This is a genomic window from Rubrivirga litoralis (assembly GCF_031846415.1).
In the GTDB taxonomy this organism is placed as follows: Bacteria; Bacteroidota; Rhodothermia; order Rhodothermales; family Rubricoccaceae; genus Rubrivirga; species Rubrivirga litoralis.
The window spans coordinates 19,734-40,774 of the sequence record NZ_JAVRHT010000012.1 but is presented as its reverse complement, the minus strand read 5'-3'; the positions used below and the strand labels follow the sequence as shown (position 1 = coordinate 40,774).

The window sequence follows — 21,041 nt, the reverse complement described above, 5'->3', positions numbered from 1 at the left end:
CACTACCTCGCGTACGACCCGTACGAGCCCTCCAACGCCTCGGCCAACGCCGGGTAGTGCTGACGGATCAATACGTCGTGCACGGCCGCCACGTCCTCCGCGTACCGCTCGCCGGGGTTGTAGTCCTGGTACACCTGATGAGCCACGTCGTACATCGACGGCTGATACGACGACGGGGAATCTTGCGCTTCGGCGATTACAGCCGCCACACGCCGAACCCCTACCCGCACGCTCTGCTCGTCGGTCATCGGGATCGCAGACCTGACCTGCATCGGCCCGAGCGTCCTCGGTCGACCGGGCCACACACGCTGAATCCACCGTTCTGCACGCTGGACGCGCGGCGGCCGATTGAACCCCTCGTAGATCATCACAGCGTAGACGACGGACTCCACGAAGGGGTCAGGACCCGCTCCCTTCACCGGAAGCTCCGCCGAGACGACCTCGCCCCACGTCGCTCGATACCGCTCGTACGCAGACTCGATGTATCGGTCGGAGCGCTCGATAGAGCCCTTCCACTCAAACTTGACGCCGTTGAGCACTGCGTAGATGAACAGGGCGACGATGATCCACAACTCTGCGACGATTGCCTCCGCGTCAGGCATCAGGGTGTCGCGGTCCTCGATCACCCGCTTGTACAACAGCGCCACCGTGCCGATCGACAGCGCCGCCTGGCCAAGCTCTCGGACCCAGTTCAAGATCAGCCACCGGCCCAGAGCCAGGTTGAAGACGAGGCTTCCTCCGAAGTAGTACACCGGGACCGCCCAGATGCCCTCAACCATCGGATCCCATCCGACGGCGTATAGCGCCGTCGCCGTCAGCAGCACGAGCGCCACTGGAGCCGCCGCCCGGAACACAACGTTGAATACAGTGCTCGGCGGGTCCGACGCCCGAGGCACGGCGTGGAGACTCACGTACCCGAACGCTTTCGACCGGGGGCCGAGCCAGTTCACGCCTACGAACAGAACGAATGCTAGTGCGCCGTGAAGCGCGAAACGGCAAACGACGAGAAGGTCAATCAAGTGCACAGTGTAGTCCCGCTTGGCAAGCTATACCCCGAGGTACCGCGCGGACGAGTCGTCGGGCCGGGCGTGCGCATACCGGCTCGTGGTCTGCAAGCTCGCGTGGCCGAGCGTCTGCTGGACCAGGTGCGGCGGCGCCCCACGGTCGAGAGCGTGGCTGGCGTGGGCGTGGCGGAAGAAGTGGGGCGAGACGGCGCCGGGCAGCCCCGCGCGCTTCGCCAGGTCCTTTACGACACGCCACAACTGCTGCCTCGTTAGTGGACGTGGCGCTCCGCCCACTCCCGCCTTCCGCGAACGGAGCACGGGGTGCCCGCCTTTCGCGACGCCGCCCGTCGTCTCGCGCTGGCGGTGGCCTTCGAGGACGGCCCACGTGTCGGCCGAGAGCAGCACGCGCCGCGTCTTGCCGCCCTTCCCGTAGAGGGTCACCTGTCCGGTCGGTCGCCCCCGCTCGAGCGACCGCTCGACGCAGTCGCGCCAGCGGAGTCCGGCGAGCTCAGAGACCCGCCCGCCGCTCGCGTAGAAGAGCCGGAGCGCGAGCGCGTTCCGGCGGTCGGTGAACGAGCCTTCCGTCGCGACGGCATCGGCGACCGCCAGCACGCGGTGGACGGCGGCCTCGGGCAAGATCTTTTCTGCGAGCGTGTCCTTCTGCTTCGGCAAGGCGACGGCGGCCCCCACGTTATATATGAGGTAGCCGAGCTTGTGGCCGAACGAGAGCAGGCTCTTGACCGCCGAGAGCTTCCGCGACCGGGTCGAGGCCGCGAGCCCGGCGCGTGAGAGCGCGTCGGACCAGCCTTGGAGGTGGCCGAGCGTGAGCTGGGCGAGTGGGACGTCGGCGAAGTCGACGAAGGCGCGGACGTCGCGGTCGTAGGCGTCGCGGGTGTTGGCGGACTTCCCGTGGAGCCAGAGCCGGACGAGGTGCCCGTCGTCGTCGGCCTGCGAGACGGGAGCGGTCTCGCCCGACTGGCGGACCGTGGCTGCCAGCGGCTCGGCACGGTCAACGACTGTTATTGCATTGTCACTCTGTTCCACTCGTACGTCGTCGATCGGGTCGGGGTCAGTAACATAAGACCCCTTATGTCGCGTTCGCCAGAGAACTCTTTCGGGTCATTCGCAACCGCGGTGGAGCTCGGCCACCCGAGAGTATTTGCAATAACAGCTATTGCGCTCTGGTCAACGCCCCGTGCTCACCTCGCCGTCGGCCCGACCAGCCCGAGACGACGGCGACGTTCCGAGATGGTCTCGCGGAGCCGGTCGCGGATCGCGTCTGAAAGGAAGCATCGGTCGATGAGATCATTCCACGCCGGGCCGACATCGGCGATGTCTGCGAGGACGCTCTCAACGACGCGCTCGGTCAGGCCAAGGCGCTCGCGGCCGTAATAGTCGACGAGGTGCTCGCGGCGCAAGTTCGAGCGCTTGCCAGCGATGGGCAGCGCGAGCTCCTGGGGGTCACGGAGCACGGCGGCCGAGGCGACGAGGTCGTAGGCCGGCGAGAGCCGGCGGAGCCCGTCGCGTCCGGTGAGGACTGCGAGGTTCTTGAGGTGCATGTCCTCATTGCCCGTCAGGAAGGCGACGAGCGTCCGCCGGAAGAGCTCGACCTTCTCGACCGCTGGGAACGTGCAGAACGCCTCGACGGCCGCGGCAGCCCGCTCCATCGACGCATCGTACTTCGTCTCGCGATCAAGGCCGAGGAGCTGTCCGAAGTCTTCCAGGGCCAGCTTGTCGCCGCGGCCGACGCGGTCGAAGCGTCGGACGGCGTAGACGAGGGCGCCGGGGGCGTCCGGATCGTCGTCGCCACGGGCGTAGACGAGCGCGTGGTCGGCCGTCTCGACGCTGGCGGCCGACGCCAAGCGCATCGCGAGGTCCTCGTTGGCGGGGACCTCGGGGTAGGCGGGGTTGTCGGGCTTGAGGATCCACCGTCCCCCCACCGTGACGACCTCGAAGCGACCCTCGGCCGGACGGAGGACAGCGTTGACCTTGGGCTGGACGCCCCCGATCGACATCCGGTCAGCCCGCGCGGCGGCCTCCTGGACGAGCCCGGCCGCCGTGAACGAGAGCGGGTCGAGGTGGGTAAGGGTCCGGGACAGACGGCGGAGTCCGGCCGCCGAGTAGAGGGGCTCGCCCGACCCGAGCGGGTTGTAGGTGAGCGGGCACCGACCGGGGGCGTCGTTCACGGGGAGGCCCCAGGCGAGGCCTCAGCGACGTCGGGGAAGACGGAGACCGCGCCGACGGGGTCCTCGCCGACCGCGAGAAGCTGGCCGAACAGGTCGGAGCGGTCGAGCTTGGCCTGGCGGAGGAGGGCCTCGAGCTGCCATCCCTCGGGGAGCAGGCCGTCGAAGAAGGGGGGGAACCGGTCGAATCGGTAGGGCTCGGGGCGGACCGAGAGCGTGAGCGAGACGGGCGGGCCTTCGTAGCCAGGCTCGTAGGTGAGGGTGTACCCCCCCTCCCCCTCCGTGAGGCATCCGGCCGGGACCCCGTGCATCAGGACGCGGGCGCTACGCATGGGCATCGTCGGAGGGGGCAAGGGTCCGCTCGTACTCGGCGACGAGGGGTCCCTCGACGTGGAGCGAGAGGTTGAGGGCTTTGAGGAGGGCGAGGAGCGTGTCGAGCCGGACGGTGGGCTTGCCGTGCTCGGCGTCGTAGATGGCCGTCTCGCTCACGCCCGAGAGGGCCGAGAGGGCGCGGCGCGAGAGGCTGGCGCGCTCGCGGTGGTAGCGGAGGAGGGGTCCGGGGTCGTCGATGCACACGGGCGTACCGCTAGAGCGGCAATAAACAGTTGCAGGAGGTCTCTCCCGGCTGCCAACCTACCAGTTTTGCCGCCCCAGAAGCAAATAAGATGTGCTCATCCAGTTCCTCCCTGCGGGAGAGCACCAGGAGGGGCTCTCTTGCCGCCACAGAGGCAAAACAGAGCACAATCCAGACCGCCCTCTGCTCCCCGGCGCTGTAGGGAAGGCAGATGGCCGCTCGACGTACATTTTCGTGCTGCCTGACAAGCACCCGTCACGAGATGCCTTCGAGCAGAGTCGGTCGCCGAGGCTAGATCACTGTCCCCAAGGCCGTTCACCAGTCCCTCCGGGACCTCCGGGGGTCCGTCCCCGTCGACGGATCCCAGGACTTCGGCGCCGTCCGCGCCGCCGTCGTGGCCGCGTTCGGCCTCGACCGCTCCCGCCGGTCTGGCGGACTCGACCAGAGACCATCATGACCTCTCCCAGTGACCTCGAAGGAGGCCGCCACCCCGACGGCGCACCCCGTGCTCGTGGGGTCCTCGCCGACTATGCCCTTGAGGGACCGGCCCCGACGACCGAGGACTTCGACGCCGGGATCGCCCGCGAGGTCGGCCGCCTCGACGCTCAGTCGAAGGGAGAGGGCGACGACGATCTCGTTTCAGGCGACGAGTGAGCGGCGAGAGCGAAGAACCGACGTCGCGTCCTCCCCTGTCACCTTCTCCGGGAGGACCCCGAGCACGCGCGCCTTCCCGGAACGGATCATGGTCTCGCGGTTCAACCTCGCCGACCGCGCCCCTCCCAACCCATGTCGACGAAAGCCACCATCACCTACGGACCCACGTTCCACCTCTACCACGAGGTGTTCGACGACCGGTTCGTGTACCTCGAGCTCGACGGCGCCCAGTTCGAGGCGTCGTACGACCGGGTCATGGTCCCCATCCCGGTCCACGTCTGGGAGCACGTCCGCCGCTTCCCCGGCGTCGACCTCTCGCTCGCCGACGCCACCGACGACGAGCTCCGGGCCGACGTCGAGGCCTACGTCGATGAGCGGGCCGCCCGGTACGCGAAGGCCGAGACCGAGCGGGGGCGGGCGCTCGCGGGGCTGCTCGGCTCGCTCACGTATGGGTCCGCGGCCGACCCCCGCGAAGAACAGATCGCCCGGGGGATCGAGGACGCCGAGCGCCGACGAGCCTACCAGCGCGAGGTCCGCGCGGCGATCGGGCGGCTCGGGTCCGACGGCGACTCGGAGACGGAGGGCAGCGAGTAGGTCTCCGGCCGCACTCTTCCGTCGAGCCGACGGCCACCCCCGTCGGGAGGCTCCTGCTCAGTCCTTATACAGATCCTCGATCGCCCAGCACACCACCCGGTGGCCGTCTTCTTCGGCGCGTTCCTGGAACCCATCGGCGAACCCGCTCGCCGAAACGTACAAAAGCAAGCCGTCCGGGCCGAGCGCTTGGTGCGCCCACGCCCGGCCCGCCTCGGCCATCCGACGCAGCTTGTCGAGGTGACCCGTGTGGACCCCAACCCCGACAGGCTCCCGGTTCCACTTGACCTCGCCTGTCAGGACGCCTCCGCCCAAGAGCGGGGCCACGACGTCGACCTCGATGGGACGCCGGTCTCGATCCGTCCCTTCCCACCGGCCCCACTCCGCCACCGTCGGCAGACCGAGCGACGCCGCCCGACGGTCGTACGCCTGCACCGCGACGCGCTCGAACTCGTGGCCCATGTACACGTCGAGCTGTGGGGCGACCGACTCGTCCCATACCTGAGCGGCCGGGAGCCGCTCCAGCCGGGAGCGGTTGGCCTCCACGAACCGCTCGTAGAACCGGAACGCAGCATCCGCGACGCCGTAGCGAGCCGCCGCGTTCGGCTTGGCGTCGACGTTCCGGCGCGTCTCGAGGTAGCCGAGGTCGACGAGCCGGTCGAGCTTGTCCCGGAGCGCGCCGTCGACGGGGAGCCCGGCCCGGGCGGCGATCTCGTTCCGCTTCGTTTGCCCGCTCGCGACCGCGTGCAGGATCGCCCGGTACTTGGCGACGTCGCGCAGGCCTTCCTCCTGTTCGAGCGCCGTCTCGACCAGGAGCCGGACCTCCCCGCCGGGGTCGAGGAGCAGGCGCGTCGCGTTCTCAGCGACACTCTGCGCCGGGTCGATGTCGGCGAGGTAGCGCGGCGTCCCGCCGAACACGCCGTAAACGAGCGCCCGCTCGCGGAGGTCGCGCAGGCCCGCGAGCTCGGCGGCGTGCCAGTACCCGAACGGCCGCAGCTTGCCTTGCCACTGGAACCGGCCGTAGAGCGGGCCGCCGCCAGACGCGAGCGCGCCCATCGTGCCGACGGCCGAGCCCGAGAGGACCATCAAGAACGACCGCTCGGGCCTGGGCGCCTCCCAGACCGCGTTGAGCTCCGAGGCCACCTCAACCGCCCCAGCCTCGTCGTCGCCGAGGTACTGGAACTCGTCGAGCACCACGACGAGAGGCTGCGGAGCCCGGAGCTCTAGGAGGAGCCGGAAGACGGTCCGCCACGTAGGGTAGTCCTCGGGACGGACGTTCTCGCCACTCCACACCGCAACGGCCTCGACGAGCTGACGGCGGTTGAGTTCGGGCGTCGTCTTGGATGCCGTGAAGAAGAAGACCGCCCGGTCGTCCCACCCATTGGCGAGCAGGTACGTCTTGCCCACGCGACGCCGACCGGTGACGAGGGCTAGGCGGTGCTCGCTGGCGTCGGCCAGGGCATGGAGCCGGGAGAGCTCGGCGGAGCGGTTGACGATGGGGAGAGCCATGCTTGCCTGTACGGTGGCATGCCATTGTACTAGCAAGCACCCTCCTAGGCAAGCCGCTACACCGCTCGGCGCGAGCTACACTACGGCTTCGAGGTACGGACGCATGACCGTCGAGACGCGGCAGACCTGAGCAAAATGCCAGAGCGCGTCGGCGTCGAATGTCGGGCTCCAGCGGTAGTCCTTGAGGGCCTCGATGGCGACGCCGAGTCCGACCCGGTTCCGGTACTTGAAGCAGTCGGCGACCGTCTTCGCCGCGCTGAACACCCGGACCTCGATCCCCTCCAGCTCGTGTGTTTCGATGCCTTCGGTGAACGCCCCGCCGGACATGTACACCACACGAAGGGGGATCGCCTCCTGTTTCGGCCGACGCGCTTTGCCTTCGATGGCGAACCACACCTCGAAGGGAGCCTGCGTTGTGAGGTCGTGGAACCGGAGCGCCGAGAGCAGGCAGGCGACGCCGTGGGGCACGCGGCGCGCGGCGGTAACGAGCGTGTGGCGCTCGGTCACGTCAGCACCGGCGAGGACGTAGAGTCCGCGACCGACACGCTCGAGGTCACCCCGCCTGTGGAGCCGGGCGAGCGTCTGGCGAGGGATGCCGAGAGGCCCGAGGTCCTTCGAGCGAAGAACGCTGCGCGTGCGGGCGAGGTCGAGAAGGCGGTCAGCGTGTGTCACGATACGTCGGCTATCCCTCCTTAGTGCCGACGTAACGTAACACCTGCGATAGTGGGACGAGCTCGGCGCGTTCGTCGTCGCGGCGGGGCTCAAGCATGGAGAGGACGGTTAATGGCTGGAGGCTACGCTACCGATCTGCAGCGTCCCACACTACCACCTTGCAAACCTCTCTACTCCTCTTCGGCAGCCAGTACGGCCTCAACCGGACCCTTCTGCACAATCGAAACAGAAGCGCGCGGTATCGGGGAGCACGCGCCCAGACTCCGTGAGCAGGTCCGTGTAAAAATCCCGCCGTTGGGCGGAGGGCTTTGCCCGACCGTCACGCTCTGGCCAGTTCAGCGACGGCGTCTGCTGGAGACCCAAGCGACGACCGCTCCGACCGAAGCGCGCCGAGTGGGACCTGGGCCAGTCTGTCTTCGACGCGGTCGAGGTCGAGCTCGTCGAACGTCCCTACCGCCTCAGCTTCGGCCCAGATCTGGTAGCTCGCGTCGGTCATCGTCCCGAGCACGGTCCGGTCGAGCGTCTGGGCTCCTGCGCGGGCGATGTAGACGTCAGCGAGGTTGTCCGCTCGCGCTTGGATCCACGCTCCAGGAAGGCCCAGGCGCAGGAGAAGGATCGGGACCCGACGTTGAAAGACGGGGATCGTCGTCCGGAGCGACCGGCCCGAGGCCACGACGCTCAGCATCGTGTCTGCGGCCGTGAAGAGGACGAGCGAGCGTCCCGGGTACGGGAGTGGGACGACGTTGGCGTACCACGTCGTCAGCGGTCCTACCTCTGGCAACGGTCCATCGCTGAGAAGAGCGCTGGCTCCTTTCAGCAGTCGGCGAGTCCCTCGGAGCAAGACCATGTCGGAGGAGGAGCGTGCGAGGGACGTAGGTTCGTGCTGGCCGACGAGTTCAGGAATCCGTCGTGTGCCCTGGTGGCGAAGCGGTTTCGCCCTTACGGACCCCGACGAGTTTCGCCTCGACAAGCTCAATGACAAGTTCGCCGTCGCGGACGACAACGAGTCGGGTCCCGGTCTGAGCCGCGACACGGCGGGCTCGCGCGGCGGACCGATGGAGCGCGGCGAGCACGCATTGGGCGATGTCTTCGTGAGGGCGAGCTCCGGGAGAGACCTCCGGATGAGCGATGCTGGGAGGAAGGGAGCCGTGCCCCCCGTCGTCGGGAAACACCTCACCGAGATCGACGGGCTCCGACGCCTCTCCCCTGCCGAGCGACTCCACCGACCGCCCAATGGTCTGGAGCGTGCGGGCGGAGACCTGCGAGCCGTCGACCTCCGGGCGGAGCTCGATCACGCCGTCAACGCGGTGGTGGACCCAGTATCGGGCGTGGAGGGCGTCTCCGCGAAGCGGGAGCCGACGCTCCGCGTCGAGCCTCGCCGTGTAAGTCGTCGAGTGCATGAGGCTGAAGGGGTCGATGGATCGAATACGCCGGTGCTGTCAGCGACGAACGTATCGCGGACGCTCACCGAACACCTCTATGTAGGACCGGACGACTGGCGGCGGATCACGGACGGACTTCTCGAACGCCTCGGCATTGGCCTCGGCAAGGTCCCGAGACAGCTTCTCGAATGCGGCGTCTTTCTCAGAACGGGTAGCCGCCTCAGCGAGAGCAGCCAGCGGGTCGTAGGTCGCGGGATCGTCGTCGGAGTCCGCTGGGGTCAGCCGAACCGCTCTGAGTGACGGCGAGGCGTACCGCCAGTCGCACCCCCGCTCCCGAAGGCGCTCGAACACGCGGACGTAGAACGGGCGGACTCGGTCCTTGTCTGCGCCGAGCGTCCCCATGTAGAAGTCGAGGTAGACGAACGCGCCCACGCCCCGGACTCCCCATCCCCTCTCGCTCCGAGACGGCCCGGCCCGGAGGTCGTCTGGGAGCCGGTCGTTCACGACGTCGGCGATGAAATCCGCGCTCCCGCGGAACGAGCCAAGATCATAGAGTTCGCCGTCCGGCCCGACCACGTCGTGGTTGTCGGAGAACACGTCCCACAAGACCTCGCCCAGGAGCCCGAGCCACCGGACCCGGAGCGGACGGCCCGAGAACTCGGGCGAACCTCGATTGATGAGCGCGGCCAAGCCGTGGGACGGGACGCCACCCGGCGCCATCTCGTCCATCCACGCTCGCTCGTCTTGGAGCAGGTGGTCCAGGAGCTCGCGGCACGCCGCGTCGGTGGCTCGGTTCTCGTCGTCGTACACGGTGCGAAAGTAGGCCGCCCGGTCCTGCCTGCGCGCCTCCGAGCGCACGACTTGACGGTGAGCCACATCGTCTGCAAGTCCCGACCACCGTTTTCTGCCCGCTGACAGGTTTCACCGCACGGTGAAACATCACCCCAGGGTGGAATACCCGGTGCGGCCACTCGCCGTGCGGGTCGACACCCGCTACGGGGGAATCCCATGCTCGATCCGGCCGATCACGCGGTCGACCTGGAGCGCGCCGGGCTCTGTGTCGGCGTACTCGATAGGCGCCTCACGGCCGAGCGCCCAGTTCGGCCGCTTCAGCCATTCGGAACCGACCTCCATCGTCCCGAACGCCTCCGCCGCTCGTTCGACGAGCTGCCCGAAGCGGTAGACCCGCTCGCTCTCGGACCGGCCCAGCCGCCCCGAGCGTCGGCGTCGGGAGAGCGTCGAGGCGGACACCCCGAGGAGCTCGGCGACTCGCGACACCGGGAGATCCAACGCCGACGCCAATGCGTCAGCGCGCGAGGCTGGGAGCCCATCCCTCAGCGCTCGGACCGTGTCGGCTACGCCGTACCCGAGCTCCGGGAACGCCTCTCGGACCGGCACGCGCGGGGTCGGTCTCACGCGGCCCGCTCCCGCATCACGTCCCGGCGCGCCACCCGGAGCACGGACCGGACGGCGATGCCAAGCCCTTCCGTCTCCCCCGACTCCACGGCCCCCTCAACCTCGCGCCACCACCCGCTCCCCTGCTCCCGGAGCAGGGCAACCGCCTCGGTGTCGAGCACCGCCCGGTCGGCGTCCGAGAGCGCGGCGATGGCCGCGTCGAGTTGGCGGCCCTCGGCGGCGTCCTCTTCCCCGAGGGAGCGGACGGCGACGACCTCGGCCGTGGGGAAGAGCCCCGGCTGATCGGACGCCTTCGGACCCTTCGCCTTGGCCTCCCCCCGCTTCCGCCGGGCCGCGCGGTCGCCGCGCTCGTAGTCGCCGCGGACGGCGGCGACCGTGTACGCGGCCAAGTTCTTGACGTCGTCGCCCGCGGCCAGCTTGGCCTCGACGTAGCCCAGGTTGCGCTCGACACGGTCGGCGTCGAACTCCGTCGAGAGGTCGAGCGCCTGGGCGTCGGAGAGCCCGAACTCGACGAGCTTGAGCTGGACCGGCGCCAGCAGCTCGGCGGGCTCCGGCGCCAGCTCGCGGGGGTCGGGGAGCACCGCCGCCCCGAGCGCCTCGGCCACGTCGGACGGGTCGCCCGAGAGCCCCTCCGGCGCCTCGGACACCAGGAACTTGACGGCGACGATCCGGCGCCCCTCCTTCCGGGTCACCATCTCGACGCGGATGTCGGAGTGCGCGTTCACCCCGGACACGGCGGGCTTGAGCACGCGCTTGTTGAAGTACTTGTACTCCTCGTACTCGCCCTCCTCGACGCCCAGGAGCCCCCGCCACGTCTCGAGCGCGAGGAAGCCCGTCGAGCCCACTTTCCGGAACCGGAGGCAGTTCTCGTAAAGCGCGAGCGCGTACGTGCTCGCGAACCGGGTCTGGACCGAGAGGTTGATCCGGGCGTAGATCTGGGGGTTCGCCAGCCGCCGCCGGAGCGGGGCCGGGTACGAGTACGTGCACACGCCGGTCCGGCGCTCGACGCGGGCCGAGGCCAGGAACGAGCTCACGCCCCACTCGCCCTCGTCGTCGCCCTCGCCCAGCACGTCCCACTCGATCTTGTAATCGACGAGCGCGCGGAGGGCGTTCTTGAGCTTCTTCGAGTCCTTCGAGTCGAACCCGACGACGTCGGCCAGCACGGGCAAGTTGATCGAGTGCTCAGCCACCGTCGGGTCGTCGAGCTCGTCGTAGGCGTTGAGCAGCAGGACGTTCGAGACCTTCCGCTCGAGGAGCGAGAGCGCACCGCGGACGTGGACGGCCCCGACGTGTTTCTTGATTTCGGCTCCGTTCACGTGACCGGCTAGAAGGCTCCGGAGGCGGTCGGCCCCCTTGGATCGGACGGGTGGACGCTTGCAGGGTACGGACACTGCGGAGTCCTGACAACGCGAGCCACCGACGCGGCTAGAATCGGTCTTTAAGGCCTCATGCGGGGCGATTTGGGAGAAAGCGCTCGTCATAACCAGACCCCGCTCCCTGCAAACGTCCACCTAACGCCCCGCAAACGTCCACCTATCTCTCGGGGCCACAAACGCGAACGGAGACGCTTTCCGATAGATCGGCCCACAGGTGCTATCAGGGCCGATTCCACGTCCTTTTGTACGCGACCCAGCGCGGACAGCGCCGCTCCCCGCAAACGTCCACCTATCTCCCCGCATCCGTCCACCTGTCGCCCCGCAAACGTCCACCTAACGCCCCGCAGGTGTCCACCTATCACCCCGCAAACGTCCACCTTTGCCCCCGGATCTCGTTGCGCCGCAACAGGATGAGCACCCCTAAACGTATTAAACATCTTCTAAAGGTTATTAAACGACGACGCGGGGTCGCGTTCGTTGAGGATGAGAGTGGAGAAAGGCAAAGGCCCCCACGTCCAGAGCGCATCCCGACCCGCCGGAGGCTCACGCTGGTCAGTCCGGACTCCACCATTCCGACGGCTACCGTCGATGCCGGAAATCGACTGTCGTGTCCCCCAACCCCTGACCGGGGACGGGCGCGTGCCGCCGCCTCAGCATCCGAGACCTGGACGCCAGAGGCCGTCGACGACGGTTCCGACGGGCACCGTATCCGGGTCCCCGCCCGATAGGTGGACGTTTGCGGGGAAGACCGTACGTCTTCCGACGTAGCCGGTGCGTCGCCCTGGCTACGAGTGCTTCCCGAGCACTCTCCTGTAAACGGGGACCTTTCGAGGGTCGAGCGCTCACTACGGCAGCGTCTGAGCTGGTCTGCCCCCGTAAACCGGTGCCTTTGGAGACACCATCCTGTAAACGGGTACCTTTGGCCCCGCAAACCGGTACCTCTCAACCCCGACGCCTTTGGGCGAGGTCAGAGGATCGGCCTTCCCGGTGCCGGACGGCGCGATCCCGATGGTCTCGGAGGGGCGCCCTGTAAACTGGTACCCTTCGCCCTGGAAAGGGGTGCCTTTGGTCTCGCTGAGGCGCGAGGAACCGCCGCCGTCGGTGTCTGGAACGGGTGGAGAAACGCTCAGACGTCAAATCCGCGTGTCGAGCGCGGCCCGCTACGCCCGAGAGCAGTTTTCGTCAGGGCACGTGAGCCGCCCCGAAGCTCGGGCGCGCTGTGCGAGGTGACGTGTCATGACGCCCGGTCTCCGTGCTTCCACCCCGCCCCCCTTCCGGCCAGCGGCTCCGGCGAATCGCCCACCTCGCGGTCTTCGTCGCAGCGGTGGCCGTCCCACTCGCCAGCTCACCGAACGGCGAGGCCCTCCGCCAGCTCGCGCCCGTCACGGCGGCTCTGGGTCTGACTGAGATCGAGGCTCCCGAGCAGGACTCGCGACGCCCGGAGCATCTCACCGTCCCGCGCCGAGTGGCCCCTCCGGTCCAGCGGGTCACGCGGCGCCCGGTGGCGTCGATCTCGCCTCCCGTCAGAGGCCCCGTCAGCTCGCCGTTCGGATGGCGACGGCACCCGGTTTCCGGTCGGACCCGGCACCACGACGGCGTCGATCTGGCAGTCCCCCTCGGCACGACCGTTCGGGCCGTGACCTCTGGCGTCGTTCGCTCCGTGGGCAGGCGGTCCGGGTACGGGCTCGTCGTCGAGGTCGACCACACGGGAGCCCTCGGAACGGTCCATCGGCGGAGCCTCTACGCGCACCTGTCCTCGACGAGTCGGGGGCTCCGGCGAGGGGTCCGAGTTCGGCGCGGCCAGCCGCTCGGGGCCAGCGGTGGCGTGCCAGGACGAGACGGCACCTCGACCGGTCCCCACCTCCACTTCGAGGTCCGCGACGCCTCGGGCCGACCGCTCGATCCGGCCGTTTTCCTCCGCGCTGGCGAGCGCCACACGCGGGAGGCCGATGGTTCCTGGCAAGTTATGTTCTCGTCAGGACGAGAACCCCGACCGGCCAGGTCGCGCGTAGGTCTCCTACCACGGGCTCGGGCCGCATTCGCACCGCCGTTCCCGGCGGGCTCAAGGAGTCGAGACCAGGAGGCGCGATGACGGACGGCGCCAGCACCTCTCCCCCTCCCGAGACCGCCCCCACCACCGCTCGGAAGCCTCGCAAAAAAGGTGGCCGACCGCCGGGCGTCCGTCGTGGCGAGAAGGTTGAGGTCCGCGTGAGCGGGGCCGAGAAAGCCGACCTCCGGGCCGCCGCGACCGAGGCCGGGATCACCGTCTCCGAGTACGTTCGCCGACGCTCTCTCGGCCGCCCGGTCACGGCGCGGGCCGACCGCGAGACGCGCGTGCTCCTTCGGCGGATCGGGGTCAACCTCAACCAACTCGCGCGGACCGCGAACACGTCGGGCGCGGCGCCGCCAGAAGCCGAGCTCGCGGACTCGCTCGACCACCTCCGCCGAGTGTTGACAGGTCTCGAGTAAGCCGTGGTCGCGAGCGCCAGTACCCAGGCTAGCTTCTCGAAACTGTCGGGCTACCTCGGCGGGGGCGAGGAGCGCGTCGGGTGGATCGAGACGCGGAACGTGTTCGCGGACGACGTGCCCGGCGTGGTCGCCGAGATGAGCGAGCAGGCCGGGCTCTCGGCCCAAACCCAGAAGCCGGTCTACCACCTCACGATCGCGTTCGATCCGTCCGACAACCCGACCGAGGCCGAAGTCCGGGCGGCGGTCGACCGCACGCTCCGCGACGTCGGGCTGGAGGACCACCAGGCCCTCGTCGTGCGGCACGTGGACCGCGAGCACGCCCACGTCCACGTGATGGTCAACCGCGTCGGGCCGGACGGACGCGCGTGGTCCACGTCCAACGACCGGCGTCGGCTCCGGGCGTCGGTCGAGCGCCAGGAGCGAGAGCTCGGGCTGAGGTGGACGGGCCGGAACGCCCGCGCCGCTGGCGCTAGAGGCCAGACCGACCGGGGGTTCGCGCGCGAGGTCCGCGACCGCGCGCTCGGCGACTTCAAGGAGGCACCGACGTGGGCCGACCTCGACGCCCGGTTGCAGGCGAAGGGGCTCCGCATCGAGCGGCGCGGCCGAGGGGCCGTCGTGACGGACGGGAAGCGCGAGGCGAAACTGTCGTCGGTGAGCCGGACGGTGGGCCGCCCTCGGTTAGAAGCCCGTCTCGGGAGCCTCACGGCCCACCAGCGCTCCGGCCGCGTCCAGTCTCGGTCCGTGTCCCCGCAAGAGCACGGGGCGCGACAGAGCGGACGCCAGAGGCCTCAGGTGAGTCGGACTCCCTCGGTGTCCGAACGGGCGCGAAGCCGCATTCGCCAGAGGCGGCGGGGTGTGCTGAAGCGGAGCGCCCTCCGAACGCGCCGAGTGGGCCGTGCCGTCGGGCGGTCGGTCGTCGCCGACGGGGAGCGCGACGCGGACGAGGTGTTCGCCCGGACCGTTCTGAGAACGGGGAGCCGCGCCGCCATGCGCGCCGCCAGTCGGAAAGAGGCGAGGGCCTCTGGCGAGGCGGGAAAGGGCCGAGCGGAACGAAGGAGTGCGTCCCACGCGAGCCACACGTTCGAGGCCCGGTCGCGAGCACGCGATGCCCGTCGGGGTGGGCGGCTCGACCGGATGGAACGCGCGGTCACAGAGCACGCCCGAACAGCCCGGCTGGTGGCCGAGCGCGAGAAGGCGCTCCAGGCGGTCGCCCGGATTGAGGAGAACGCAGCGAGCGCCCTCTCAGCCGCCCAGAAAGGACTCGGCGACGCCCAGGCGCGCGCGTCCGAGGCAAAGCGAGCGTTCGGGGCCTCAATGGCGGAGACCTACGCGAAGCCGTCAGAGGCGGCGCAGGCTTTCCTGAGCGACGTCCAGTCTAACGGCGTGGACCGAACTGCCCAGCGGACGGCCGTCGACCCCGAGCGATACGGGGCGCTCAAGGCGACGCCCGCCACGTCGCGCTACAGCCTCACCCGAGGAACGACGACGGAGCCCGCGCGCACCGCTGCGCCGCTGGCAGCGGAGCACGGGCGCGCGTTCGTCGTGGCCCGGCAGACCGTCCGGAAGGCCGAGGCCGAGGTGAAGTGGGCCGGAGAGGTCCACCGTGCGGTGTCGTCCGAGCTGTCTGGGGTCCGGCCGCCAGCTCAGAGGGTGGGTATCGACGAGTTCGGACCGGCCGCTGTGAGAGCGCGGCTCGAACGGCTCGGCGAGACTCTCCGCGAACGCTCAGCCCGCACGCCCGGCGTCAGGATCACACCCGCCCGACTGGACGGCGCGGCAGGGAAGGCGCTCGGCGCCCGCGTGGGGTCGGTCGGCCTGTCCGCTGCGAAGGCTGCGGCGAAGACGGCCGCGAAGTCGTTGGGGCGGGGGGATTGACGGCTGCGCCGATTTGGAGCGACCCATACGGTCCCTCCCGTGTTAGTAACAGCGATGGAAGTACATTGAATGACGCTCTCACGTCCCGATGATCGCCAAGCCCTCCGACGTCCTCGACCGCGACCGCGAGTGGTCCCAACTCGTCCGGGCCGTCGAGGAGCGGGGGCCGGGGCTCGTCCTCGTCGTCGGTCGTCGGCGGGCCGGGAAGAGCTTCCTGCTCACGCGGTTCGCCCGCGCCGTGGGCGGCCTCTACGTCCAGGCCACGCGGAAGACCGAGCGCGAGCAGCTCCTCGACGTGAGCCGCGCGCTCGGCGAGCGGTTCGACGACGCCGCGCTCCGCCGCGTCTCGCTGCCCGACTGGGAAGCCGTCCTCGAGTACGTCGTCGAGCGGGCCGCGGGCGAGCCGTTCGCGTTCGTCCTCGATGAGTTCCCCTACCTCGCGGGCGCCGCCCCCGCCCTCCCGTCCATCCTCCAGGCGTGGTGGGACCACCAGGCGACCGACACGCGCGTCACGCTCGTGCTGAGCGGAAGCCACGTGAGCGCGATGAACCGGCTCGTCGGGGCCGACCAGCCCCTCTACGGCCGCTGCACAGCGCGCGTCGACGTCCGGGCGTTCGACGCCCTCGACGCGGCCCGCTTCGCGCCGGACTGGAGCGCCCGCGACAAGGTCCGGCTCTACGCCGTGTTCGGCGGGCTCCCCGGCCACCTCGCGCTCGTCGACCCCGGGCGGACGCTGGGCGAGAACGTCGCGCGGCACGTGCTCGACACCTCGGGGCGGCTCTACGACGAGGCCGCCCACGCCTTCGACGCCTTCCTCTCCGACGCCGCCGTCCACTACTCCGTCGTCGAGGCCGTCGCCTCGGGCGAGCGGCGGTGGAGCCGGATCACGAGCCGGGTCGGCAAGCAGACGAGCGCGCTGAAGCGCCCGCTCGACTGGCTCCTCGGCATGGGCGTCGTCGAGCGCATGGCGCCGATCACGGAGTACCCCCGCCCGAACCCGAAGCGGGTCCAGTACCGGCTCTCCGACCCCTACCTCGCGTTTTGGCATCGGTTCGTGGCCGACGTACGGGGGCAGGGCCTCGCGTCTCTCGTCCCGCCAGAGGCGCTGTGGGAGCAAACCGTCGAGCCCCGGCTGGACGAGACCCACGTGGCGGGCGTGTTCGAGGACGTGTGCCGCCAGTGGGTCGCACGGAGGGCCGTCCGGGACGACGGCGCGCTCTCCCTCCTCCCCTTCGCGCCGATGCAGGTGGGGAGCTGGTGGACGGGCGACTCGGCCGAGGAGGTCGACGTGGTCGCGCTCGACGGGAAGGGCGGGCTCCTGGTCGGCGAGTGCAAGTGGGGCCGGGCCGACGGGCGCGACCTCGACACGCTGGTCCGGCGCGGGGCGCTCGTGGCGGCCGAGGCCGGGGGCGTCGAGCGCGTGACGCCCGTGCTGTTCACGGCGGGCGGGCTGGACGCTCGGGCGGAGGCGCGCGTCGAGGCGGGCGAGGCCGTCCACGTATCGGTGGAGGCGATGTTCGGCCTCGGCCCTGACGCGCTCACACCGTGAGAGCGAACGTTCCGGCATGGGTGGTCAGCCCCTGGTGGGACCCGTCCGCCCGAGGAAGCGGCAGACCCCTTTGAACGTGCGGCCGGAGCGGGTGTCCGTGCAGCGGCTGATGTCGACCGCACTTAGCACCGCCGTCAGCGCGCTTGCCAACACCTACTGCCTGTGGCCCTGGTCTTCGCATCGCTGACCTCTGTATCCACACGAGCGGAAAGACGACGTCGAAGGGGTTGCCGGGCGTAGACAGCCAGCCGAGTTCCTGGATGTAGAACGCCGCTGTCGGTGACGATTTGATCACTCACTTGGCGCAGCCGTAAGCGGACCCTCGTCTGCTCTCAGTCGACGTTGCCGACCAGATCCGGGCGGCGCCCGACGTGGCCGGGGGGCGGTACACGTTCGAGGCCGTCGTTGATGTCGCGTTGCGTGAGACGGGCAAGCAGGTCGCGGCGGACCAGAAGACGTGGCCGCTGGCTCTCCGCGCCGCCGGGGACGGTCACGGCAACGACCCCGGAGAACCATCTAGCCTAGGATCGCGGCGCGAACGACGGGGTTGGCCGCCATCGCGATGAGGATCGAGACGACGAGCCCCGCCGTGGCGAGCCCCACGTCGCGGCCCACCAACCGGAGCCCCTCCCTCAGCGAGCGGTCCGCGGCCCGCATCCAGATCAGCGCCAACTCGCGCCCGGCCAGGAGTCCGATGAACACCCACGTCGTCGACATGGGCACCGTCGAGACGCCCATAAAGCCGAACAGGATCAGCGCGTAGACGAGGTCCACGACCGTGGCCGCGCGGACGTCGACGACGGACGACTTCTCGGACACGACGCGCTGGATGCGGTCGCCGCGCAAGTAGAACAGCACGCCCAACCCGAAGAAGAGGGTCGCGGCGAACACCACGACCTCGACGACGCTCAGCTGGCGCGGGAGATAGACGGCGAGGTTCGCCATGTCCTGCATCACCCAGCTCGACCACAGCACGCCGGTCGAGAGCCACTGCGCGGGTCCCCACCACCGGCTCGCCGGGCGGTCCGCAAAGCGCCGGAACGCCCGCGCCGTCGCGGCGAACACGACGGCCCCGAACGCGAACGCGACGGCGTAGCCCCACAGGCTCTTCGCCAGCACGGCGGTCAGCCCGTCGGCCTCGGTCGCGAAGCACGACAGGACCAGGAACGTGGTCGAGACCGGCATCCGGAACCGGGTCAGCACCAGGAGCGCGACGGGCGCGGCGATCTGCAAGAACGAGAACGACTGCGGCGCGACGGCGAACCCCTTCGACGCCAGCCTCCCGAACGAGACGTCGCCGACGGGCTCGGCGGTGGCCCACCCGTAGGCGATCGTCGCCAGGAACACCCCGCCGATGAACAGCCACAGCGCCCACCACGGTCGCCGCTCGTTGGAGGCGATGAACGTGCCGACGGTCTGGATCGAGTCGTTGGCGACGACGGCGTACGCGGCGAGCGCGAACCCGAGCCACCGGGCGACGTCGGGGTACGGCGTCGCCCCGGCGGCGGCCAGCAGCGCGACGGCGACGAAGAGCGCGAACCGGCCGTGGTCCTGCACCAGGCCCGCGAACGTGTCGGGGGCGGGGACGTCGAGGGTCGAGACGGGCCGGTCGGTGACGAGAGCCACTGGCGTGTGGGAGGGGACCGCCCTCCAACGCCCCCGCCGACGCGGGATCCCGCCCCCACGTTGCCGTTGTGTGACCTCTCGACGCCCGGTAGCACACCCATCAGGGCGGACCCGATGCCATGCGACCTTGACGCGCCGCCCGTCCGCCCATCTCGGCGACCCCCACTCTTCCGTCGCCTGGACGGGTGGCCCCCCTGCCAGCCGGTAGCCCTCACGCGCTGAGCCCCATCGTCACGCCCCACACCGCCCCACCGCACGTGACGTCGATGCCCGCGATGGGCACTCGGAAGAGCGTGTAGGCTCGGACCGTGGCCCGGTAGCCGGGGTACGCCCCGTTCACCTCAAACCCCGGCTCCGTGCACTCGCCGGGCGCCTCGGCCTCGACAGCCACCACGCGCCGCGCTACGATGGCGGTCGTCAGGAGCGGGTTGCCCGTCGCGATCCGGCTCGCGTCGAGCGCTTGCTCGGCCAGCGCCCGCTCGCGCCCCTCGTACCCGCCGACCCCGCTCGGGGTCGTCAGCTTGGTCACGAGCACGCCCACGATCAGGAACGCGACGGCGTAGAGGACGGCCCGCATCATTCCCCGACCACCGGCTCGCCGAACTCGCCCGCTGTCCAGGCGGGGCCGGGGCACGCGGCTGGCAACGGCGAGCGCAGGTCCCCCTCGTCGCGGCCAGCCTCGCGCCCCCCCAGCACGACCGGACCGCCCACGTCCGCCGCCCGCCCGTCACGGACGTCGCGGACCCGGAGCGGGCCGCCCCCTTCGGCCCGCCCCTCAGGCATGAACCCGGCCGCCCACACGACGAGGTAGGTCTCGTCCCACCCCGCGGCCTCGACGTAGAGGCACGGCCCGTGCTGGACGAGCCGCCCTTCGAGCCGCGCTGACGCCGACGGCCCCGGCACCGTGCGCTGGGGGAAGTACAGCCCGCCGTAGTCCGTCGCGCCGTCCCCGGGCCGGACCTCATCGACCGGGACGAGCACGGCGGACGGGCCGGGACATCCGGCCGGGACTTGGACCTCGTAGTCGCTTCGGAACGCGACGAGCCCGCCGTCGCCGCCGAACCCGCCCCCGCCCGTCACGAAATCGCCCTCGCGCACGACGCGGCCGTCGGCCAGCCGGGCGCCGTCGGCGCTGGCGGTCGTTCCGGGCGGCCACACCACGACGTAGGTGAACGGGGGGCTGGCGTCGAGCCGCAAGCACGGGCCGTCGCGGACGATCCGGCCCCCGATGAACGTTTCGGGGTAGAACCGCCCAGGATCCGGCGTGAACCGGGGCACGACGAGCCCGGCGTCCTCGACCTCGCCCATGAGCACGGCCGGGCCGTCGCACGCCGTCGGCACCGGCTCCTCCAACGAGGGGAGGTAGCCGGCCGCCCCGCGCTCGTCGTAAGACCCGCCCCCGACCAGGAGGTCGCCCTCGCCCAGCAGGTGCCCGCCGGGGAGCCGGACCGCCCGCCGACCGGGCGCGCTGGCGTCCGTCGTGCCCGTCGGCCACACGACGGTCCAGAGCACGTCCCCCCCCGCCAGGCGGAGGCACGGGCCGTCGGCCACGAGCGAACCGGAGACGCGGGCGTCGCGTCCCCCGTGGCCGGACCGGTACCGCGGGACGGCGAACCCGGCCACTGCCCCGACATCGCCGACGACCTCGAACGGCGCCGTCGCGACGGTCTCCCGGCGCGTCGGGAGCCCGCTCGGGCTCTCGGGGTAGCGGTCCGACCGTGTGACCGTCACGGCGTAGCGGTACGTCCCCGATGGCGCCGCTGGCGGCACCCGGAACCGGTAGCGCTCCTGCCAGCCGACCTCGCGGAGCAGCAGTGGCGCCGCGTCGAGGCACGCGCCGACCGTCTCGCCCGGCGCGACGGGGACGCCAGGCCGCGGGCACACCGGCGCCCACGTCCGCCACTCCCCCCCGACCCGGCGCTCGATCCGCCCGCCACCCGGCGCGTAGCGAGCGGCGTCGCGCGTCCGGTTCTCGACCGTGACCCGGACCGTATCGCCCGGTGCGTAGGTCGCTCGGCCGGCCGACGCCGTCGGGGCCTCGGCGTACTCGACCTCGACGACGGTCACCTGCCGGATCACGCCCTCCTCGACGACGGGCTCGGCGCCGCCGCACGCGCCGAGAGAGAAGGCACAGAGCACGAGGGGCAGGTAGCGCATGTCG

The 21,041-nt window shown here is 70.4% G+C and carries 21 protein-coding genes; 6 read left to right on the top strand and 15 right to left on the bottom strand.

Annotated elements, in window-relative coordinates:
* Positions 1–2: 2 nt before the first annotated feature.
* The 5 genes from RM540_RS06665 to RM540_RS06645 all read right to left on the bottom strand — a co-directional run bounded on the left by RM540_RS06665 (position 3) and on the right by RM540_RS06645 (position 3,763).
* Positions 3–1,019 (bottom strand): hypothetical protein, encoded by a 1,017-nt coding sequence (locus tag RM540_RS06665; RefSeq protein WP_311662773.1) that lies wholly within the window; start codon positions 1,017–1,019, stop codon positions 3–5.
* 27 nt (positions 1,020–1,046) lie between these two features.
* Positions 1,047–2,048: a tyrosine-type recombinase/integrase gene (locus tag RM540_RS06660; RefSeq protein ID WP_311662772.1), complete on the bottom strand. Its 1,002-nt coding sequence runs from the start codon at positions 2,046–2,048 to the stop codon at positions 1,047–1,049.
* Between the two features lie 155 nt (positions 2,049–2,203).
* The gene (locus RM540_RS06655; RefSeq protein ID WP_311662771.1) at positions 2,204–3,190 is read right to left on the bottom strand and encodes a type II toxin-antitoxin system HipA family toxin; all 987 of its coding nucleotides are present in this window, start codon (positions 3,188–3,190) and stop codon (positions 2,204–2,206) included.
* Positions 3,187–3,519 (bottom strand): HipA N-terminal domain-containing protein, encoded by a 333-nt coding sequence (locus RM540_RS06650; RefSeq protein ID WP_311662770.1) that lies wholly within the window; start codon positions 3,517–3,519, stop codon positions 3,187–3,189. The genes RM540_RS06655 and RM540_RS06650 overlap by 4 nt, the downstream gene beginning before the upstream one ends.
* Positions 3,512–3,763 carry a helix-turn-helix domain-containing protein gene (locus RM540_RS06645; protein ID WP_311662769.1) on the bottom strand — a complete coding sequence of 84 codons (252 nt, stop codon included), beginning with the start codon at positions 3,761–3,763 and terminating at the stop codon, positions 3,512–3,514. The genes RM540_RS06650 and RM540_RS06645 overlap by 8 nt, the downstream gene beginning before the upstream one ends.
* Positions 3,764–4,214: 451 nt before the next feature.
* Between RM540_RS06645 and RM540_RS06640 the strand changes: the two genes are divergently transcribed.
* Complete coding sequence (locus RM540_RS06640; protein ID WP_311662768.1) at positions 4,215–4,415, top strand: hypothetical protein; 201 nt, start codon at positions 4,215–4,217, stop codon at positions 4,413–4,415.
* 132 nt (positions 4,416–4,547) lie between these two features.
* Positions 4,548–5,009 carry a hypothetical protein gene (locus RM540_RS06635; RefSeq protein ID WP_311662767.1) on the top strand — a complete coding sequence of 154 codons (462 nt, stop codon included), beginning with the start codon at positions 4,548–4,550 and terminating at the stop codon, positions 5,007–5,009.
* A gap of 57 nt (positions 5,010–5,066) precedes the next feature.
* On the opposite strand, the gene RM540_RS06630 is transcribed toward RM540_RS06635, so the two are convergent.
* From RM540_RS06630 to RM540_RS06600, 7 genes are all read right to left on the bottom strand, one after another.
* Positions 5,067–6,515 (bottom strand): ATP-binding protein, encoded by a 1,449-nt coding sequence (locus tag RM540_RS06630; protein ID WP_311662766.1) that lies wholly within the window; start codon positions 6,513–6,515, stop codon positions 5,067–5,069.
* 75 nt (positions 6,516–6,590) lie between these two features.
* Positions 6,591–7,190 carry a type IV toxin-antitoxin system AbiEi family antitoxin domain-containing protein gene (locus tag RM540_RS06625; RefSeq protein ID WP_349256301.1) on the bottom strand — a complete coding sequence of 200 codons (600 nt, stop codon included), beginning with the start codon at positions 7,188–7,190 and terminating at the stop codon, positions 6,591–6,593.
* Positions 7,191–7,506: 316 nt separating this feature from the next.
* Positions 7,507–8,034 carry a DUF6933 domain-containing protein gene (locus tag RM540_RS06620; protein WP_432280805.1) on the bottom strand — a complete coding sequence of 176 codons (528 nt, stop codon included), beginning with the start codon at positions 8,032–8,034 and terminating at the stop codon, positions 7,507–7,509.
* 49 nt (positions 8,035–8,083) lie between these two features.
* Positions 8,084–8,587 carry a hypothetical protein gene (locus RM540_RS06615; RefSeq protein ID WP_311662763.1) on the bottom strand — a complete coding sequence of 168 codons (504 nt, stop codon included), beginning with the start codon at positions 8,585–8,587 and terminating at the stop codon, positions 8,084–8,086.
* A 39-nt stretch (positions 8,588–8,626) separates the two neighbouring features.
* On the bottom strand, positions 8,627–9,379 hold the full coding sequence (locus RM540_RS06610; protein WP_311662762.1) for a hypothetical protein: 753 nt from the start codon (positions 9,377–9,379) through the stop codon (positions 8,627–8,629).
* Between the two features lie 183 nt (positions 9,380–9,562).
* A complete protein-coding gene (locus RM540_RS06605) occupies positions 9,563–9,967 on the bottom strand; it encodes an Xre family toxin-antitoxin system antitoxin (protein WP_311662761.1) in 405 nt (134 codons plus the stop codon).
* Positions 9,968–9,981: 14 nt separating this feature from the next.
* On the bottom strand, positions 9,982–11,301 hold the full coding sequence (locus RM540_RS06600; protein WP_311662760.1) for a replication initiation protein: 1,320 nt from the start codon (positions 11,299–11,301) through the stop codon (positions 9,982–9,984).
* A gap of 1,312 nt (positions 11,302–12,613) precedes the next feature.
* Here RM540_RS06600 and RM540_RS16485 point away from each other — a divergent pair.
* From RM540_RS16485 to RM540_RS06585, 4 genes are all read left to right on the top strand, one after another.
* The gene (locus RM540_RS16485) at positions 12,614–13,453 is read left to right on the top strand and encodes a M23 family metallopeptidase (protein ID WP_432280804.1); all 840 of its coding nucleotides are present in this window, start codon (positions 12,614–12,616) and stop codon (positions 13,451–13,453) included.
* Positions 13,450–13,830, top strand: a complete 381-nt coding sequence (locus tag RM540_RS06595; protein WP_432280803.1) for a plasmid mobilization protein — start codon at positions 13,450–13,452, stop codon at positions 13,828–13,830. Before RM540_RS16485 ends, RM540_RS06595 begins: the two co-directional genes overlap by 4 nt.
* A gap of 3 nt (positions 13,831–13,833) precedes the next feature.
* On the top strand, positions 13,834–15,705 hold the full coding sequence (locus RM540_RS06590) for a relaxase/mobilization nuclease domain-containing protein (protein ID WP_311662758.1): 1,872 nt from the start codon (positions 13,834–13,836) through the stop codon (positions 15,703–15,705).
* A gap of 88 nt (positions 15,706–15,793) precedes the next feature.
* Positions 15,794–17,254, top strand: coding sequence for an ATP-binding protein (locus tag RM540_RS06585; RefSeq protein WP_311662757.1), 1,461 nt, complete (start codon positions 15,794–15,796; stop codon positions 17,252–17,254).
* A 516-nt stretch (positions 17,255–17,770) separates the two neighbouring features.
* Here the strand turns inward: RM540_RS06585 and RM540_RS06580 are convergent.
* The 3 genes from RM540_RS06580 to RM540_RS06570 form a co-directional block, all read right to left on the bottom strand.
* Positions 17,771–18,880, bottom strand: coding sequence for an inorganic phosphate transporter (locus tag RM540_RS06580; RefSeq protein WP_311662756.1), 1,110 nt, complete (start codon positions 18,878–18,880; stop codon positions 17,771–17,773).
* 211 nt (positions 18,881–19,091) lie between these two features.
* On the bottom strand, positions 19,092–19,460 hold the full coding sequence (locus RM540_RS06575) for a hypothetical protein (RefSeq protein WP_311662755.1): 369 nt from the start codon (positions 19,458–19,460) through the stop codon (positions 19,092–19,094).
* On the bottom strand, positions 19,457–21,037 hold the full coding sequence (locus RM540_RS06570) for a hypothetical protein (protein ID WP_311662754.1): 1,581 nt from the start codon (positions 21,035–21,037) through the stop codon (positions 19,457–19,459). The genes RM540_RS06575 and RM540_RS06570 overlap by 4 nt, the downstream gene beginning before the upstream one ends.
* Positions 21,038–21,041 lie beyond the last annotated feature (4 nt).

What these genes read in the sequence shown, in the direction of transcription:
- RM540_RS06650 (WP_311662770.1), bottom strand. Translation starts at nt 3,519, where the DNA reads ATGCGTAGCGCCCGCGTCCTGATGCACGGGGTCCCGGCCGGATGCCTC.
- RM540_RS06640 (WP_311662768.1), top strand. Translation starts at nt 4,215, where the DNA reads ATGACCTCTCCCAGTGACCTCGAAGGAGGCCGCCACCCCGACGGCGCA.
- RM540_RS06635 (WP_311662767.1), top strand. Translation starts at nt 4,548, where the DNA reads ATGTCGACGAAAGCCACCATCACCTACGGACCCACGTTCCACCTCTAC.
- RM540_RS06630 (WP_311662766.1), bottom strand. Translation starts at nt 6,515, where the DNA reads ATGGCTCTCCCCATCGTCAACCGCTCCGCCGAGCTCTCCCGGCTCCAT.
- RM540_RS06620 (WP_432280805.1), bottom strand. Translation starts at nt 8,034, where the DNA reads ATGGTCTTGCTCCGAGGGACTCGCCGACTGCTGAAAGGAGCCAGCGCT.
- RM540_RS06615 (WP_311662763.1), bottom strand. Translation starts at nt 8,587, where the DNA reads ATGCACTCGACGACTTACACGGCGAGGCTCGACGCGGAGCGTCGGCTC.
- RM540_RS06595 (WP_432280803.1), top strand. Translation starts at nt 13,450, where the DNA reads ATGACGGACGGCGCCAGCACCTCTCCCCCTCCCGAGACCGCCCCCACC.
- RM540_RS06585 (WP_311662757.1), top strand. Translation starts at nt 15,794, where the DNA reads ATGATCGCCAAGCCCTCCGACGTCCTCGACCGCGACCGCGAGTGGTCC.
- RM540_RS06575 (WP_311662755.1), bottom strand. Translation starts at nt 19,460, where the DNA reads ATGATGCGGGCCGTCCTCTACGCCGTCGCGTTCCTGATCGTGGGCGTG.
- RM540_RS06570 (WP_311662754.1), bottom strand. Translation starts at nt 21,037, where the DNA reads ATGCGCTACCTGCCCCTCGTGCTCTGTGCCTTCTCTCTCGGCGCGTGC.